This is a genomic window from Enterococcus sp. AZ067, from assembly GCF_051715005.1.
GTDB classification, from domain to species: Bacteria; Bacillota; Bacilli; order Lactobacillales; family Enterococcaceae; genus Enterococcus_D; species Enterococcus_D casseliflavus.
Genome location: NZ_JBIOSY010000001.1, coordinates 2,868,868 through 2,885,106, shown reverse-complemented (window position 1 = coordinate 2,885,106; position 16,239 = coordinate 2,868,868). Strand labels below are relative to the sequence as shown.

General features: G+C 41.6%; 17 protein-coding genes and 1 tRNA gene. 12 read left to right on the top strand and 6 right to left on the bottom strand.

Going from position 1 to position 16,239, the window contains the following annotated elements:
• Positions 1-53 precede the first annotated feature (53 nt).
• From trxA to IGI82_RS13705, 6 genes are all read left to right on the top strand, one after another.
• On the top strand, positions 54-368 hold the full coding sequence (gene trxA / locus IGI82_RS13730; RefSeq protein WP_005228645.1) for a thioredoxin: 315 nt from the start codon (positions 54-56) through the stop codon (positions 366-368).
• A 178-nt stretch (positions 369-546) separates the two neighbouring features.
• Positions 547-2,781 (top strand): L,D-transpeptidase family protein, encoded by a 2,235-nt coding sequence (locus IGI82_RS13725; RefSeq protein WP_438842339.1) that lies wholly within the window; start codon positions 547-549, stop codon positions 2,779-2,781.
• A 121-nt stretch (positions 2,782-2,902) separates the two neighbouring features.
• Entirely contained in the window at positions 2,903-3,229 is a 327-nt protein-coding gene (locus IGI82_RS13720) for a PadR family transcriptional regulator (RefSeq protein ID WP_015510192.1), read from the top strand.
• Positions 3,216-3,896 carry a DUF2812 domain-containing protein gene (locus tag IGI82_RS13715; RefSeq protein WP_010749814.1) on the top strand — a complete coding sequence of 227 codons (681 nt, stop codon included), beginning with the start codon at positions 3,216-3,218 and terminating at the stop codon, positions 3,894-3,896. Before IGI82_RS13720 ends, IGI82_RS13715 begins: the two co-directional genes overlap by 14 nt.
• Positions 3,897-3,913: 17 nt before the next feature.
• Positions 3,914-4,813 (top strand): ABC transporter ATP-binding protein, encoded by a 900-nt coding sequence (locus IGI82_RS13710; protein ID WP_005228654.1) that lies wholly within the window; start codon positions 3,914-3,916, stop codon positions 4,811-4,813.
• The gene (locus tag IGI82_RS13705; RefSeq protein WP_005228656.1) at positions 4,806-6,059 is read left to right on the top strand and encodes an ABC transporter permease; all 1,254 of its coding nucleotides are present in this window, start codon (positions 4,806-4,808) and stop codon (positions 6,057-6,059) included. Before IGI82_RS13710 ends, IGI82_RS13705 begins: the two co-directional genes overlap by 8 nt.
• Positions 6,060-6,131: 72 nt before the next feature.
• Here IGI82_RS13705 and IGI82_RS13700 read toward each other — a convergent pair whose 3' ends face one another.
• Positions 6,132-6,845, bottom strand: coding sequence for a gamma-glutamyl-gamma-aminobutyrate hydrolase family protein (locus IGI82_RS13700; protein ID WP_015510190.1), 714 nt, complete (start codon positions 6,843-6,845; stop codon positions 6,132-6,134).
• A 77-nt stretch (positions 6,846-6,922) separates the two neighbouring features.
• Positions 6,923-7,297, bottom strand: a complete 375-nt coding sequence (gene gloA, locus IGI82_RS13695) for a lactoylglutathione lyase (protein ID WP_005228659.1) — start codon at positions 7,295-7,297, stop codon at positions 6,923-6,925.
• A gap of 147 nt (positions 7,298-7,444) precedes the next feature.
• Between gloA and IGI82_RS13690 the strand changes: the two genes are divergently transcribed.
• The gene (locus IGI82_RS13690) at positions 7,445-7,888 is read left to right on the top strand and encodes an NUDIX hydrolase (RefSeq protein WP_005228661.1); all 444 of its coding nucleotides are present in this window, start codon (positions 7,445-7,447) and stop codon (positions 7,886-7,888) included.
• A gap of 44 nt (positions 7,889-7,932) precedes the next feature.
• Here the strand turns inward: IGI82_RS13690 and yidA are convergent, their stop codons facing one another.
• Genes yidA through IGI82_RS13675 form a run of 3 tightly spaced genes read right to left on the bottom strand, consistent with a single transcriptional unit; the run spans position 7,933 to position 10,936 of the window.
• Positions 7,933-8,751 (bottom strand): sugar-phosphatase, encoded by an 819-nt coding sequence (gene yidA / locus IGI82_RS13685; protein ID WP_438842338.1) that lies wholly within the window; start codon positions 8,749-8,751, stop codon positions 7,933-7,935.
• Between the two features lie 9 nt (positions 8,752-8,760).
• The gene (locus IGI82_RS13680) at positions 8,761-10,131 is read right to left on the bottom strand and encodes an HD domain-containing protein (RefSeq protein WP_010749809.1); all 1,371 of its coding nucleotides are present in this window, start codon (positions 10,129-10,131) and stop codon (positions 8,761-8,763) included.
• The gene (locus tag IGI82_RS13675) at positions 10,115-10,936 is read right to left on the bottom strand and encodes a lipoate--protein ligase family protein (RefSeq protein ID WP_413130786.1); all 822 of its coding nucleotides are present in this window, start codon (positions 10,934-10,936) and stop codon (positions 10,115-10,117) included. The genes IGI82_RS13680 and IGI82_RS13675 overlap by 17 nt, the downstream gene beginning before the upstream one ends.
• 223 nt (positions 10,937-11,159) lie before the next feature.
• Between IGI82_RS13675 and IGI82_RS13670 the strand changes: the two genes are divergently transcribed.
• Positions 11,160-11,597, top strand: coding sequence for a DUF1934 domain-containing protein (locus tag IGI82_RS13670; RefSeq protein ID WP_005228669.1), 438 nt, complete (start codon positions 11,160-11,162; stop codon positions 11,595-11,597).
• Between the two features lie 84 nt (positions 11,598-11,681).
• Positions 11,682-12,290, top strand: a complete 609-nt coding sequence (gene rpoE, locus IGI82_RS13665; protein ID WP_005234347.1) for a DNA-directed RNA polymerase subunit delta — start codon at positions 11,682-11,684, stop codon at positions 12,288-12,290.
• Between the two features lie 164 nt (positions 12,291-12,454).
• On the opposite strand, the gene IGI82_RS13660 is transcribed toward rpoE, so the two are convergent.
• Positions 12,455-12,526: transfer RNA gene (locus tag IGI82_RS13660), tRNA-Arg, on the bottom strand.
• 51 nt (positions 12,527-12,577) lie between these two features.
• Between IGI82_RS13660 and rpoN the strand changes: the two genes are divergently transcribed.
• The 3 genes from rpoN (at position 12,578) to gap (ending at position 16,220) form a co-directional block, all read left to right on the top strand.
• Positions 12,578-13,897, top strand: coding sequence for an RNA polymerase factor sigma-54 (gene rpoN, locus IGI82_RS13655; RefSeq protein WP_176323943.1), 1,320 nt, complete (start codon positions 12,578-12,580; stop codon positions 13,895-13,897).
• Between the two features lie 243 nt (positions 13,898-14,140).
• Positions 14,141-15,178: a sugar-binding transcriptional regulator gene (locus tag IGI82_RS13650; protein WP_005228675.1), complete on the top strand. Its 1,038-nt coding sequence runs from the start codon at positions 14,141-14,143 to the stop codon at positions 15,176-15,178.
• 40 nt (positions 15,179-15,218) lie between these two features.
• Positions 15,219-16,220 (top strand): type I glyceraldehyde-3-phosphate dehydrogenase, encoded by a 1,002-nt coding sequence (gap, locus tag IGI82_RS13645; protein ID WP_005228677.1) that lies wholly within the window; start codon positions 15,219-15,221, stop codon positions 16,218-16,220.
• Positions 16,221-16,239 lie beyond the last annotated feature (19 nt).

Below are 16,239 nucleotides of genomic sequence, written 5' to 3'. Positions count from 1 at the left end.
ACTTCCGATACGTGGTATACTTTTTTTAGTTTTAAAAATGGAGGGGAAGTACGATGGCAAAAGAAATTACTGATAAAACTTTTTCAGAAGAAACCGATAAAGGCTTAGTCCTTATTGATTTTTGGGCAACTTGGTGTGGTCCATGTCGGATGCAAGCGCCGATCTTGGAACAATTAGCGAATGAATATGAGGAAGACGAATTGAAGATCGTGAAAATGGATGTGGATGAAAATCCTGAAACACCAGCTTCATTCGGGATCATGTCTATTCCAACTTTGTTGTTGAAAAAAGACGGCCAAGTCGTTGATAAAGCAATTGGGGTGCATACAAAAGATCAATTGAAAGCTTTAGTTGCGGAACATATGTAATAGAAGAAACGTTTTTGAAGCAATAGCCGAAAGTGGCTATTGCTTTTTTTATTTTGGGGACGTTTTTTTCAAATTTTTTATTAGGCAGTGGTATACTTAAAGTGAGTAGTGGCACTAAAAAATATCTGTTAATATAGTAAGAAAGTGATACCAAAATAGGATTAAAGGGGGAATAAAAATGAAAAAGTTGAAACGTGGGTTGCTTCAAGGCGTTGCGATTGTTGGGGTACTGGTCGCACCCATCGCAGGAACGATCACACAAGTTTATGCAGCAAATGAAGGGGATCCGACAGCAGCGTCTGTTACTGCACAAGAGACGACGTCAGAAAGTTTTTCAGAAGCGAGCGCAGCATCATCTCAAGAGGCAAGTACAGAGAGTACAGAGTCAAGCACGGCAACTGAGTCTTCATCAACGTCTACCTCTTCATCAGAAACAACGTCAAGTACTAGCACGGCTGCGACTGAGACCAGTCAGACCGAGACCACACAAGATTCATCTACTCAATCGACGGAAGAATCTTCTGAAGAACCAGACTTAGGGATCATTGATGTTGAATCAGTTGCAGTTAATAACCAATATATAAAAATCAATCCGGTTGCAGCAGCCAATCCTGAAACGCAAAACATCCTTTACCGTTTTGAGAAGGATCAATTGATCGAGCAAGGAACGATCAATGAATTAGCTGGCAAGGTATACCGTAGTGTCAAACGGTATCAAGGTGCCGATAAGCGGACCTATCTTGAAATTCGTGACGATCAAAAGGTTGTCGGTGTCGTAGCAGAAGCAGCAGTGAAAGTTGCCAGCGGAACCTTCAAAATCGAGAAAAAATATGCAACCGTTACAAGTGCGAAAGAACCGCTTTGGCAAGATGTGTTTTTAGATAAAAAAACGAGCACTTCTTCAATCATTGCTGGTCAAACCTTTGAAATCAAAGAAGTATTCACGACGAATAATAACGTGGTCTATTACGCATTGTATTCAAATAAAAATGTTCTCATCGGTTGGATAAAAGCTACTGGCGTTAAGTTAGCGACAACTCCTGGGGGTGTGTGGCGTGCTGAATCAAAATATGCGACTATTACTAACAGTAAGTCTACACTATGGCAAAATTTTTTGACAAGAAAAACTAGAGGAAATACAACTAAGTTAAAAGGTAAAACGTATAAGGTTAAGGGAAGCTTTCACCACCTGAATGGTTTCGTTTACTATTCCATTTTTGACAATAAAAATAATTGGATGGGTTATATTTGTGAAACTAATGTAAAACTTAGAGATGGGGCTCAAGGTGCCTATGAAAATTATGGCAAGTATGTTTCTCTGACTAAAAAAAATATGACTATGTTGGGAAGTTTTGATTTAAAAAACCAAAAATATAATACAAGTAATTTTTATTATAAAACCTATTTAGCCAAAGGGAAATATACTCATTTTAATGGCACAACTTATCTGACAATCTATGACTCACATGACAAATGGATGGGCTATATTGATGAAAAAGCTGTAACGTTAGCCAATACAAAAGGAGGAGTCTGGCAGAGTGAAAAGAAAACTATTCGTATCAAAAATAAAAATGATATCATATGGCAACATTTGAATTTCACAAAAAAATTGGGTACTGCTGAACAATATGTGAATAAAAATATACAAGTTAAAGGGAAATTTTTACATTTCAACGGCTCCACCTACTACTCCCTCTATCTCAACAACAAATGGTTAGGCTACATCAATGCAAGTGGGGTGACCAATGCCCATACGATCACTTCTCAAAGCAACATTAGCCGCTACGTGGTCGTCAAGAATGGGGATGGCAATTTCTTTGAAAAAGCCGATCCAAATAGTGCGAAACTTGGGAAAAAGAGTGCCTACAAAGGCTATATGGCACAAGCGACCAAACTAGCAAAAACGAGTGATGGCAATTACTTGTATCTCGTTTCGCCAGCTGGTCGAATCGGTTGGGTCAAAGAAAATCAAACCACAAATGTAAATAGCAACTTTTGGATGTATACTACAGGAGGGAAATATCCTTCATTAAACGTTAAAAACTTAAACATTGAAGTATCTATCAGCAAACAGCGGGTCTACATCAAATCAGGAAATAAAGTGATTTATACGATGCTTTGCTCGACCGGTGCCTTCAATACACCAACACCTTTAGGGAATTTCCGTATCCAAGCAGAAAAAGGCTTAGCTTTTTCAGGAGCCGCTTACTACCGTTCCTTTAAAGATCACGGCGTCTATTTATTCCACACGATCCCAACGAGCATTGCTTGGTCCACTAATGCTTTTAGTTCTGTTGAAGGACGAAAATTAGGCACTCGGGCTTCTCATGGCTGCATTCGTTTAGCAGTCCCAGATGCCAAATGGTTTTACTATAACATCCCTTATAATACGCCTGTCAAAATTGCTAACTAATGTTCAAAAAGTCGTTTCCCCTAGTGGAGACGGCTTTTATTTTTCAAAAAAAGATTGACGCTGGTTATATCATTCGATAATATATCATTAAGTGATATAGCTAGTGGGACGGAGGAATCAAATGGATGAGGCATTGACAGATTCAACCTATTTGATTTTATTAGCGCTTTTAAAGCCGAAACATGGGTATCTCATCATGAAACAGATCCATGAGCTGAGCCAAGGGACGTTTGAGATTGGTCCCGCAACGATGTATACGATTTTAAAGAAGCTGACGAAAAAGGGGTGGATCGATTTAGAGGAGAGCGTTGACCGAAAAAAAATCTATCAGATTACACCAGAAGGAAGACAAGTTCTGGAGAAAGATATTCAACGGCGCAAATTATTTTATCAAATCGGAGAACAGGTTTTCGAAGCGTTAGGGGGAGAGCAAGATGGGCATCAATAAGAAATACCTTCTTTCACTTGGTGTAGCCTATTACCCAGAAAAGGAAATGGTTCGTCTGCAAAAACAAGCGTCGTTAGGGTGGCACTTTGTGAAGATGAATCGGTTAGGGTTTTTGAAGTTTATCAAAGGAGACCCAGAAACGACCAAATATGCAGTAGACTTTTTCGAAGGAGAGCCCTCTGAGATCGTTGATTACTTAGCGATGTATCAAGCAGGAGGCTGGACTTATATCAGCAATTATAAAGATCGCTATTTTTATTTTAAAGCGTCTCCTGACACACCAGCGATTTTCAGTGACCAAGAAAGCTATCAAGAACGGATCGATAATGAAACACGGTATTTAATGAAAAAATCGATTCTACTTTCGGTGATCAGTTTAGTGATATTAGCAGCAATTTATTTTCTGATCCGTTATTTCAATATTCGCACAAATCCATTTTGGTCCTTTGGACTAGGATTGATTACGGGGCTGGTGTTTATCCCGATTGGGGTAGGATTGACCACGATCCTGATGAAATTCTTATATAAAAATCGAGCAAGTTATTACAATGAACCAGAGAAACTGGCGAAGCGTCAACGAGTGATCCGCGATACCGTCATCTTGATGTTTGTCGGAGCGATCATTGGCGCCGTTATCGGCTTTTTCTTTAGTGATATATTTTATTAGATAGGGAAGGTGAGCATGTGTTAGAAGCAAAACAATTAGTAAAAACATTTGGCGATTATACAGCAGTCGATCAATTGTCCTTTACCATCAATGATGGACAGATCATGGGCTTGATTGGTCAAAATGGTGCTGGTAAAACGACGACATTCCGATTGATCTTGGATTTCTTGAAAGCCGATCAAGGGGAAGTATTGTGGGATGGCCATAAAATTAGTGAAAAAGAATACAATATTATCGGCTATCTGCCAGAAGAACGCGGCTTGTTTCCAAAAGTAACGATTGAAGATCAATTGATCTATTTCGCGAGGTTACGAGGCAAGAAGAAAGAAGACATCGTACCAAAAATCGACTATTGGATGGACAAATTTAAAGTCAAAGGCAAGAAAACCGATAAAGTCAAATCGCTATCAAAAGGAAATCAGCAAAAAGTTCAGCTGATCTCAACGTTGATCCATGAACCAAAATTGGTGATTTTAGATGAACCATTTAGTGGGTTAGACCCCGTCAATGCGGAACTGTTGAAAAATGGGATCATTGAACTGAAAAAAAATGGCTCATGTGTCATTTTCTCCAGTCATAATATGGATAATGTGGAAAAAATCTGCGATCACTTGATTATGCTGCGGGATGGTCAAACCGTCTTAAACGGAAAAGTTCATGAAATTCGTGAATCCTTTGGGCGGACGAAAGTCTATTTAGAATCCAACTTGACGAAAGAACAGCTCTTGGCAGTGGCAGGTGTCGAGGAAGTTCTTGCCAGAGAAGATGGCAGCTATGATATTACGATCGCTGATCCTGCAGTAGGAAAAACCTTATTTGATTTAGCAACGGCGGATGGTTATATCCCTATGTTCAATCAACAACCGCCAACGTTAGAAGAAATCTTTAAGCGGAAGGCGGGAAAAATAAATGAGTAAGTTTTGGGTAATCGCATTAGATGTTTATAAAAAAAATATCAAATCAATTTCGTTTTTGATTATGATTCTCGTGCCATTTATTGCAACGGGGGCATTTTATCTCATTGGTTATTTTGCTGATGGTATGAACAGTGTCGACAAAATTGCCGTTTATGCGAATGAACCAGCCATTGCGCAGACCTTTGTGGACCAAAGCGGCGATGATTTTGAATTTGAAATTGTTGACAGCGAAGAACAAGGGCAGCAACAGATGGCAGACAAAGATGCTGATGCTTTGTTACTTATTACTGCTTCAGGGGATACGCTCCAAGGGGAATTACTAAGCGAGTCCTCAATGGGGCAAGCATTAGAGCTGACGATCCAACAGTTATTGACGGGGTTGCAGTCTTCCTATAGAGCTAGTGAGCTTGGCTTGACTGCTGAGCAAGTGGCAGTCCTTAGTGAAGTCGCACCGCTTGATCGTCAAAAAGTATCCTTCGGTGAAGATGGCGAAATGACTTATGGGGAAGACAATACCGCGATGCAATCACTAGTAAGTATGATCGCAACAATCATCCTCTTTTTCTTTATCATTACTTACGCACAGATCATTGCACAAGAGATCGCCTCTGAAAAAGGCACACGCATCATGGAAGTCATTTTGTCTAGTACACGGGCGCAAATCCATTACTATGCCAAATTGACGGGTGTAATCATGGTTGCAGCGACCCAGCTAGTTGCTTATGTTGCGATTTTTGGTGGGAGCTATTTCTGGATCAAGGATAACCCAATGGTAAAAGACTTGTTGGCAAACTTTTCGACAGATGGCATTTTTGGTCCCTTCCTGGTGTTTGCGATCGTTTTCGTCTTCTTAGGAATTTTGATCTACTCGGTCTTGTCAGCCCTTTGCGGGTCGTTAGTGAACAAAGCAGAAGATACGGCGAAAGCCATTATTCCAGTGACGTATCTTTCATTGGGCGGGTATATGCTTGGAATCGTGCTAGGCGGTATGGATCCTCATAACGTGGTCTTACGAGTAACTTCCTATGTACCATTTTTATCTTCCTTCATTATGCCAGTACGGCTTGCTAATGATACAGTGGGTATCGGCGGTGCATTGATTTCAGTAGGAATCCTTGCTGTTACCACGATCGTCCTGATGCTGGTTTCTGCAAAAATGTACAAATCAAATGTCTTGATCTATAACGACAATGGTATCTTGGCAACGTTGAAACAATCATTAGTGTTAATGAAAAACGAAAAATAAGCAAAACGCCCGATCCTTTTCGTGATCGGGCGTTTTTTATTCGCTAAAATCTAGAAAACAAGGGGCAAGACTTTAGAATTCCTGCACAAAAAAGTTGAAGATCGATTGCTCAGAAGGCAGCTTGTGAGCGGCTAGCTCAGGATGCCACTGAATGCCTAAGATCGGTGCGCCATAGGCAGTGGATTCAATGGCTTCAACGACACCATCAGGAGCGGTGGCAATCACGTTGAAATCATCCGCAACTGTTTTGACTGCTTGGTGATGAAAAGAATTGACGTGATAGGTTGTGCCTAAAAGAGCAGCCAAACGACTGTCTGCCTTGATTTTTACCCGATGTGTAGGGAATTGAAAGAACGTCGGCAATTGCACGTGTTTGATCGTTGGGTGATCGATCAAAGAGAGATCTTGGTACAAACTCCCACCAAATGCGACATTGAGTAACTGCATGCCACGGCAGATTCCAAAGATCGGTTTGTTTTGAGCCACTGCTTCTTTGATCAATGCCAATTCAAAGACATCACGATCAGGATGAATGCCTTGAATCAATGGATGAGGATCTTCGCCATAGTGAACAGGGGAGACATCGTGACCACCGGCTAACAAGAGTTTATCGATTTTGCTGATGTAAGTCGCAGCATCTTCCACGACACCCATTGGTAATAATAGGGGAATGCCTTGGGCTTGTTGGATATGGGTCACAAAATTTTTGGGTGTATAGGACAACCAATGTTCTGCTTCTTCAATCATTGGTCGTTCATTAGCAGCGATGCCGATAATGGGTTTCATTTGATCAAACCTTTCTACTAGTAAATGAATCGAAAAAGAAAAAAGGACACGAGGTCCTTTTTTCGATCACCTTCGCTTTATTTTTCGCGAATAACTTCGATTTTGTAGCCATCAGGATCTTTCACAAAATAGTAAGAAGGAGAAGTTCCTGGGAGTCCTTTCAGATCAGTGACATCAAATCCAGCCGCTTGGTGCTTCTCATGAAGCGCTTCTAGATCATCGGTACTGATGGCGATATGGCCATAGCCGTCGCCTAACTCATAGCCAGGATGGTCATAGTTATAGGTCAACTCTAGCTCGTAATCATCACCAGGCAAAGTTAAGTAAACCAAAGTAAATTTATGTTCAGGAAAATCACGACGGCGAGATTCTTCAAAACCAAAGGCAGTTTGATAAAAATCTAGAGAAGCCGTTAAGTCTTTGACGCGGACACATGTGTGAGCCATTTTCATGGGTAAATCATCCTTTCGATCTTGATAGTTGTATGATAACATATTTTCTCTTTTTGTAACGAATAAAAGACAACCGAGCGTTATTTCCAGCTTGTCCAGACTATTGGCATAGGGTAAAATGGAAAGAAAGTGTTGGTGGAGGGAATCATGCCAGAAAAGGAAATTGTGTTCGGGGAAAAAGAAGCGGGGAAACCATACAAATCAAGATATGGGGCGTATGTCGTTCTTCCAAACGAAAAAAATGAAGTGATCTTGGTGCAAGCACCCAATGGCGCATACTTTTTGCCCGGTGGTGAAATTGAGCCAAATGAGAGCAAAGAAGAAGCGATCCAACGAGAATTGATTGAAGAACTTGGATTTGAAGGGGAGATTGCTGAGTATCTAGGGGAGGCAGTTGAATACTTCTATTCGCGCCATCGCGATACATTTTACCATCACCCGGGCTATTTCTATTTAATGACACAGTGGAAAAAAGTTTGCGAACCGACAGAAGAAACCAATCAATTGTCTTGGCACACGCCAGAAGAAGCGATCCAACGATTGAAACGCGGCAGCCATAAATGGGCAGTTGAACAGTGGTTGGCAAAATAAAAAAGTCAGGTTTCCGATAAAAAGGAAACCTGACTTTTTTGCACTTAGTTATTTGTTAAAACATACTTGTTGATCACTTCTGCTACACCGTCTTCTTCATTTGAAGCGGTTAGGACATCTGCGGCATTTTTCACGTTTTCAGTAGCATTGGCCATCGCCACACCGATACCAGCATATTCCACCATGGTTAAATCATTTTCATTATCGCCGATCGCCATGACTTCTTCTTGTTTGATGCCTAAGTGCTCCGCCAATTTTTTGACAGCAGCTCCTTTATGGGCTTGTTTATTTAGGACTTCCAAGAAGTAAGGAGCACTTTTAACCACACTGTAGTTGTCGGTCAAACTAGTCGGCAATTGTGGGATGATCTGATCCAGTATTGCGGGATCATCGATCATCATCATTTTGATGATATTCAAGTCAGCAGTCATTTCTTCTGGTGTCCGATATTTCAATGGCATGTTGACTAAGAAGGCTTCATAAATCGTGTAAGGACTGATATCGCGGTTAGCGGTATACATGGTATCCTCAGTTTCTACATGAAGGTGAACCCCTAATTTTCTCGCAGTCATCTCAACAAAGAGATAGTCATCTTGGGACAAGCCGAATTCAGAGATGATCTCTTGATTTTTGGTTTTTTGAACCAAAGAGCCATTGTAGGTAATCACGAAATCATTGTCCGTAAATAAGTCTAGTTCCTTCAATAAATCTTGGACACCAGTTAAGGGGCGTCCCGTACACAAAACGATGCGCACGCCTTGCGCTTCTGCGTCTTTTAATGCTTTGTAAACTGCTGGAGTGATCTTGCGGTCGTTGTTCAGCAGGGTGCCATCGATATCGATGGCGATCAGTTTGATACTCATAAGTTCCTCCTAGTGGCTTGGTTTGATCAAAGCACCATTGCGAATGTGCTTGGCAAACTCTTGATACGTCTCTCCAAATAAATCATAGTGATTTTGGATGTTGGGGTCAATCATTTCTTTTGGGAAATAAAAGCGCTGGTCACCTTGGGTCTGTCCCGCTAAGGCTGCAACAAGTTGACTGGCTTGGGATAATTCTACAAGGGAACCATCTTTTTCCTGTAATTCGATCTGTGTCCGATGCTTACCAGAAGTTGGCCGATAAAAATCATAAGGCAGATCGAAGCTTGAATTGATGGCAGTATAGTAGCGGGGATTGAAGCCGACTTTTTCCACCAGTCCCTGCATTTCTTCAATCATCGGCAACTGCGTCTCATCGTCAAAGCGAGCGGATTTCAACGGTTTACGATTTAAGAACCGCTTGGCTAAATCGCTGAGGATCGGATCATTCTCTTCCGTCCATTGGGTAAAGTAGGTATTCAACACGCCATCGTCGAGTTTCAAGTATTCATCTAAAGTGAATTCTTGTTTTAAAAATGGGAGAAGCAGTTGCGAATGGCTTTGAAACATTTCCTGATCCACTTGATAAAGTTCTGCAGCACGATCCAGCAAATGGGCTAAGATCACTTCCATCCCTCGAGAACTCGCATGGAAATAAACTTGCACATACATTTGGTAACGACTGACGATGTAGTCCTCCACAGCGTGCATGCCATTCATAGAAAAAGCAATACCGCCTTCGTACGGACGAATCACTCGTAAAATTCTGGTCAGATCAAACGTGCCGTATTCAGTGCCGGTAAAATAAGCATCGCGCAGCAAGTAGTCCATCCGATCAGCATCGATTTGACTGGAAATCATTTGAACGACTTGGGGATTTGGATAGGTTTTAGTGATGACACTTGCCACTTTCTCAGGAAATCCAGCCTCCACTCGGTTCAATATCTGATGAACTTCCGTTTCAGGAGAAGTGATGATCGCCACTGTGATGGCTTCATGGTCTGTATGGAAAATATGCTCAAAGGTGTGGGAGTATGGACCATGGCCCACATCATGAAGCAATGCTGCACACAAGGTCACTAAACGCTCCTTATCATCCCAACCGTTCGGTCCAACTTTTTCAATCGAATAATTGCGTTGGAAAATATCGCAAATGCGGCGGCTGATTTCATAAACCCCCAAGGAGTGAGAAAAGCGGCTGTGTTCTGCTCCGTGAAAGGTGAAAGAAGCAGTCCCTAGTTGTTTGATTCGTCGCAAACGCTGCACTTCTTTGGAATTGATCAAGTCCAAAATCACTTGGTGCTGCACATGGACATAGTTATGAACAGGGTCACGAAACACTTTTTCTATCGCTAAGGTTTGATATTTATATGGTAGGCTCATCGCTAAACTCCTTTATTGGGTGATTTCGCTTTTCCATGCCAGCTAAGCGTTGCTGCATTTGTTCGCTAAGGTCATTTTCTGAAAGCCATTGATCCAGTGACTCAAGCGGATATAGGGATTGGTCTGTGATCAAGAAAAGCAGGGCTTTTTGCAAGCGGTCAATCACCTCTTGTGTGGTAAACTTACGGCCGAGAGCCGCTTCTAAAGTGGTCATGCTCGCAGGATTGACGGCTGGATAGCCATCCGTACCAAAGCGCTCTTTTAAACCTGCTTGGTAAAAACGACGAACGAGAGAGCCGCGGGCTGGTTGGTCGCCATTGATGCTCAGATACATCATGACAGCCACGCCGTCTTTGATCCGTCGTTGTGCTGTGCCAGCAATTTTTTTTCCGTCAATACTCAGGTCATAGGTGCCTGGGCAGTACGAGTCAGCAATTTCATAAGCCAAAATTGTCCGCTCAGGAAAGGCTGTTTGCAACAATGTCGCCATCATTTCATAGGCTGCATCCGTAGTGGCAGCCAAATGTTTAGGGAAAATGAGGGAGACATTCAAAATACCGGCATCATTGATGACCCCAAGCCCGCCTGAGTTGCGGATGATCGAGGCATAGCCAGCTTCTTTCAAAACCTGCAGACCATCTATCAAAAAAGGCAGCCGGGTATCTTTCATTCCTAAAATCATCGTATCGGACAACTGCCAAAAATGACAATAAACTTGTTCAAGTTTGCCAGCAGCTTCGGTGGCAACATCGGTGAAAGCAAACGGCTCATAAGGATTGTGGATACGTGGTAAGGTTTGATCCATTATATAGATAGTCAAATCGGTTAAACTCCTTTAAAAATACCTGTTATCCTTATTATATACGATTCTTGGAAAATTACTTGGAGAAAAGAATGAAAACTTGCTTTTGTTTTCGCTTTTTTATTTTCAATGAAGAAATAGACCAAGGAGAATCAACTGAAATGATTGACAAACGAATGAAAAAAAGCAAGAATGAAACTGAAATCTTCAAAGGAGGCACACGTACATGCAAGAATTATCAAAAGGAATCCCAATCTCGATTCATTTAACAACCAATGTACGTCAAGCAGGGGAAACAGAGAACTTTCTGTTTGATCTGCAAGGACAAGCAGTCAAGATCGGTGATACCTTATATATCCGTTACAAAGAGATCCAGCCAGACGGTACCGACGTTCCCGTCACGATGAAAATCATGCCAGACGGATTGATTCAATTGATTCGCTCAGGGGAAATGCGCATGCGTTTGAAATTTTCTTATAAGGAACGGTTAGAGACGAGCTACCAAACCCCGTATGGTTTGATGATGTTCCACACCTTCACCAATCACCTGCACGTTAGCTTGAAAGACCGTCCATACTCGGGAAAGATCGATATCGATTATGACTTGTTCATGGCTGCTGACAAAGTCGGCGAATACAAACTATCTTTAGAATTTACCGCTTGATCAAAGGGAAATTGAAAGAAAAAATTGCAATTTGAGGCGTAATTTTGTATGATTAGGAGTAGACTGTGAAAGGACGTGTCCCGTTTGGAAATTAATGTATTTGAAGGTGTAAATAAAAACGAATTGTCGATGATTGAAGTTGCCCATGCGATTTTAGAGCAGCGCGGTGACGTGATGGATTTTTCTGATTTGGTCAACCAAATTCAAAACTATCTTGAAACTTCAGACAGCGAGATTCGTGATTCATTGGCGCAGTTTTATACAGACTTGAATATCGACGGTAGTTTTATTTCTTTAGGCGACAATCGTTGGGGCTTACGTTCATGGTACGCCATTGATTCGATCGATGAAGAAGTCAACCATGGCATCGAAGACGAGGATGAAGATACACCACGTCGTCGCAAACGTAAAAAAGTCAATGCCTTTATCAACGATGATGAAGACGCAATCGATTATAACGATGATGATCCTGAGGATACTGATTTGTCAGATGACGAAGAAGATGATCTCTTTGATGATGATGATGACGAGGATGAAGAAATCTCGGCATACAATTCAGACTTGCAAGAAATCGGCGCCGACAATAGCACCGATGATGAAGAAGAATTACCTGACAGCATTGAGGAAGATCTAACCATTATCGATGACGATGATGAAGATGATTTTGCGGATGAAGAGGAAGAAGAGGAGTAATCCTCTTCTTTTTTTCGCCTTATGGCTGCAAGCAGCTTTTAATCGTTGAAGGACGAGTTCGCCTTCTTACATAGATACAAATAAAAAAGGAACCGCATCAGCGGTCCCTAAGTGCTTTTGAATTATTGATTTGAATCGAGTATACTTGTAACGAAAAGAAAAAACGCGCCTTGAGGGAATCGAACCCCCGTCTCAAGAACCGGAATCTTACGTGATATCCACTACACTAAAGGCGCGAAGCACAAATATTAGTTTAACCAATTTCAGTGAAAAAAACAAGAGGTAGAATGATGAAATTTCAACAGCAATTTTCACAACAACAAAAACAGACGCAAAAGCTTGCTATGACGCAGAAATTACAGCAATCGATCCAAGTGTTGCAATTTTCTGCAGACGAATTATTGTCCTTCATAGATAACCAAGCATTAGAAAATCCATTGATTGATCTGGGGGAATATGATTCGCCCATCACACCAAGCAAAAGCAATGGCTCATCAGAACAATTGATGGATTATTTAAGCCAGATCCCTGACCAGCATACGTCTTTATTCGAATACCTCATTGATCAAGTGCATTTAAACTACCGAGATACCTTCTTGCGGACGATCGTTTTATTTTTAGTCGAGTACATTGATTTAAACGGCTTTTTGACGATTGATCTGGAAGAAGCTGGAAAACTTGTTGGTGGGACCCCAATCCAAATGCTCGATGCCTTGACCTTGATCCAGCAGCTAGATCCAGCAGGCGTCGGTGCTCGTGATCTAAGAGAGTGTTTGATGCTGCAAACGGAAAGAGATGACTATGCGCCGCCAATGGCCTATCTCATTTTAGAAGAATTTTTTACGGAAATGGCAGAGCGCAAGTGGGACAAAATCAGCAAAGCGCTGCAGATTCCATTAACTGAGATCCAAAAGGTCTTTGATTATGTTCAAACATTGACCCCCACACCAGGGGCTGCGTTTGGGTCAACCGATGGGCTTTACATCGTTCCTGACCTGCGGGTGACGGTTGAAAAAGGACAGCCGATCGTGAAATCAAACAAACGCGCCTTACCAGAGGTTCGCTTTCAGCAGCAATATTTTGATCAATTGAAGCAAAGCGGTGATCCAGAGGTCTTAAGTTATTTAGACAATAAAGCCCAAGAGTTCGAGTGGCTGAAAAAGACCTTGCTGCAACGAGGGGATACCATCTATCGTGTCGGGGTGCAGATCGTTGCACGGCAAAAGGAGTTTTTCACTCAACCAGATCGCCCATTAAAGCCATTGGTTTTAAGAGAAGTTGCCGAAGAATTAGGGATTCATGAATCAACGGTCAGCCGAGCGGTCAACGGGAAATACTTGGAAACCTCCTTTGGGGTGTTTGAATTAAAACTATTTTTTGGACAGAAAGTTTCGACACAAGAAAGCGGTGATGACCTGACGACGGCATCGATCAAACAGCAGCTAAAGGCACTGATCGATGAAGAAAACAAAAATAAACCATTGTCAGATCAGAAGTTGACAGATGCCCTCAAAGCCCAGGGCATCGATATTTCCAGACGAACGGTGGCAAAGTATCGTGAAGCTATGAATATCCCAGGTTCTTCCAAGCGGAAACGATTCGAGTAAAGCAAAACGTACTATTAACGAGTAGGAAAGGCAGCAAAGCCTTTCCTTTTTTTATCGATCCTTTCCTCTTTTTCAAATTATGACGATTTTATGAAAAGCAAGATTTTGTGACTGAAATAGTTGCGTATCAAGGCGATAAGTGCTACTATTATTGGTGTAGGAAACAGATTTAAATTTTTTTTGCAATCGATGGGTCATTTTAAGTCATTGTAGGACGAAAATTGTCCAACGGGAGGATATAAAATGCTCGATGAATTAAAATTGATTGAGGCAATCACCCCGGATATTCTCGCTGTACTCCAGGAACGTTACCGTATCTTAAGAAATATTTATTGGATGCAGCCCGTTGGCCGCCGGACACTTTCGGAAAGTTTATCAATGACGGAACGCGTGTTGAGGACGGAAACAGATATCCTTAAAAAGCTAAAACTGATCGACTCTTCAAAAAGCGGCATGCAATTGACCGCCTATGGAGAAGAAGTGTATACGAAGATCGGTGCACTGATGGATCAGCTGTTCGGAATGCACCAAATCGAAAAACGATTATCAGAGACCTTTGGCATCGAACGTTGTTTGATTGCGAGCGGCGATGGTGATCGACAACCGAAAGTGATTGCTGAATTTGGCCAGTTGCTGAATGAATCGTTGGATCTCTTATTGCCAGAAGGCAAAAACACCATCGCAGTGATGGGAGGGACGACAATGGCGAAAGTTGCCGAGGAATTGGGCAATTTGGAAACCGCCAAACGTCATAACTTGTTTGTTCCAGCCCGTGGCGGTATCGGAGAATCAGTCAACGTGCAAGCAAACTCAGTCAGCTCAGTAATGGCGATGCAGACAAACGGCGATTATCGCTCCTTGTTTGTACCAGAACAATTAAGCATGAACACCTACGAGTTTCTCTTGAAAGAACCCGCCATCGTTGATGTCTTAAACTTGATAAGTCAAGCGAATTGTGTTATTCATAGTATTGGACGGGCGTTGCATATGGCGGCTCGAAGAAAAATGTCAGAACAAGAAATTCTGATGTTAAAACAAAAAAATGCAGTTGCAGAATCCTTTGGGTATTTCTTTAACGAAGCTGGTGAGGTCGTCTACAAAGTTCCTCGCATCGGACTTCAATTAAAAGATTTGCAAAAAGTCCCAATCATTTTTGCGGTCGCTGGCGGACAATCAAAAGCCAAAGCGGTCAATGCATACATGAAAAATGCACCAAAACAAACCTGGCTCATCACCGATGAAGCTTGCGCAAATGAGATTTTAAAAGGGGCAACCCTTTAAAATAAATATTTTTATGATTTTCATAAGGAGGAAATCTTAAATGACAGTTAAAGTAGGTATTAATGGATTTGGACGTATCGGACGCTTAGCATTTCGTCGTATCCAAGAAGTAGAAGGAATCGAAGTTGTGGCTATCAATGACTTAACAGATGCTAAAATGTTAGCTCACTTGTTAAAATATGATACAACACAAGGACGTTTCAACGGTACAGTTGAAGTTCACGAAGGTTCATTCAATGTGAACGGAAACGAAATCAAAGTTTTAGCTAACCGCAACCCTGAAGAATTGCCTTGGGGCGAACTAGGTGTTGAAATCGTGTTAGAATGTACTGGATTCTTCACTTCTAAAGCAGCTGCTGAAAAACATTTAACAGCTGGTGCAAAACGTGTAGTTATCTCAGCTCCTGGTGGAAACGATGTTCCAACAATCGTTTACAACACAAACCATGAAACTTTAACAGGTGAAGAAACAGTTATCTCTGGTGCTTCATGTACAACAAACTGTTTAGCTCCTATGGCGAAAACATTGAACGACAAATTTGGTGTAGTTGAAGGATTAATGACTACAATCCACGCTTACACAGGTGACCAAATGACTCTAGACGGACCACACCCTAAAGGTGACTTCCGCCGTGCCCGTGCTGCTGCTGCAAACATCGTGCCTAACTCAACTGGTGCTGCTAAAGCGATCGGCTTAGTAATCCCAGAATTGAACGGCAAATTAGATGGTGCTGCTCAACGTGTTCCTGTTGCAACTGGTTCATTAACTGAATTAGTTACTGTTCTTGACAAAGAAGTAACTGTTGATGAAATCAATGCAGCAATGAAAGAAGCTTCAAACGAATCTTACGGTTACAACACAGACGAAATCGTTTCTTCTGATATCGTTGGTATGACTTACGGTTCATTATTTGATGCAACTCAAACAAAAGTTATGACTGTTGGCGACAAACAATTAGTTAAAACTGTTGCTTGGTACGACAATGAAATGTCATACACTGCACAATTAGTACGTACTTTAGAATACTTCGCTAACCTATAAGAGTTGCGAACGACTTTAA

What these genes read in the sequence shown, in the direction of transcription:
- trxA (WP_005228645.1), top strand. Translation starts at nt 54, where the DNA reads ATGGCAAAAGAAATTACTGATAAAACTTTTTCAGAAGAAACCGATAAA.
- IGI82_RS13725 (WP_438842339.1), top strand. Translation starts at nt 547, where the DNA reads ATGAAAAAGTTGAAACGTGGGTTGCTTCAAGGCGTTGCGATTGTTGGG.
- IGI82_RS13720 (WP_015510192.1), top strand. Translation starts at nt 2,903, where the DNA reads ATGGATGAGGCATTGACAGATTCAACCTATTTGATTTTATTAGCGCTT.
- IGI82_RS13715 (WP_010749814.1), top strand. Translation starts at nt 3,216, where the DNA reads ATGGGCATCAATAAGAAATACCTTCTTTCACTTGGTGTAGCCTATTAC.
- IGI82_RS13705 (WP_005228656.1), top strand. Translation starts at nt 4,806, where the DNA reads ATGAGTAAGTTTTGGGTAATCGCATTAGATGTTTATAAAAAAAATATC.
- IGI82_RS13700 (WP_015510190.1), bottom strand. Translation starts at nt 6,845, where the DNA reads ATGAAACCCATTATCGGCATCGCTGCTAATGAACGACCAATGATTGAA.
- gloA (WP_005228659.1), bottom strand. Translation starts at nt 7,297, where the DNA reads ATGAAAATGGCTCACACATGTGTCCGCGTCAAAGACTTAACGGCTTCT.
- IGI82_RS13690 (WP_005228661.1), top strand. Translation starts at nt 7,445, where the DNA reads ATGCCAGAAAAGGAAATTGTGTTCGGGGAAAAAGAAGCGGGGAAACCA.
- yidA (WP_438842338.1), bottom strand. Translation starts at nt 8,751, where the DNA reads ATGAGTATCAAACTGATCGCCATCGATATCGATGGCACCCTGCTGAAC.
- IGI82_RS13680 (WP_010749809.1), bottom strand. Translation starts at nt 10,131, where the DNA reads ATGAGCCTACCATATAAATATCAAACCTTAGCGATAGAAAAAGTGTTT.
- IGI82_RS13675 (WP_413130786.1), bottom strand. Translation starts at nt 10,936, where the DNA reads ATGGATCAAACCTTACCACGTATCCACAATCCTTATGAGCCGTTTGCT.
- IGI82_RS13670 (WP_005228669.1), top strand. Translation starts at nt 11,160, where the DNA reads ATGCAAGAATTATCAAAAGGAATCCCAATCTCGATTCATTTAACAACC.
- rpoN (WP_176323943.1), top strand. Translation starts at nt 12,578, where the DNA reads ATGATGAAATTTCAACAGCAATTTTCACAACAACAAAAACAGACGCAA.
- IGI82_RS13650 (WP_005228675.1), top strand. Translation starts at nt 14,141, where the DNA reads ATGCTCGATGAATTAAAATTGATTGAGGCAATCACCCCGGATATTCTC.
- gap (WP_005228677.1), top strand. Translation starts at nt 15,219, where the DNA reads ATGACAGTTAAAGTAGGTATTAATGGATTTGGACGTATCGGACGCTTA.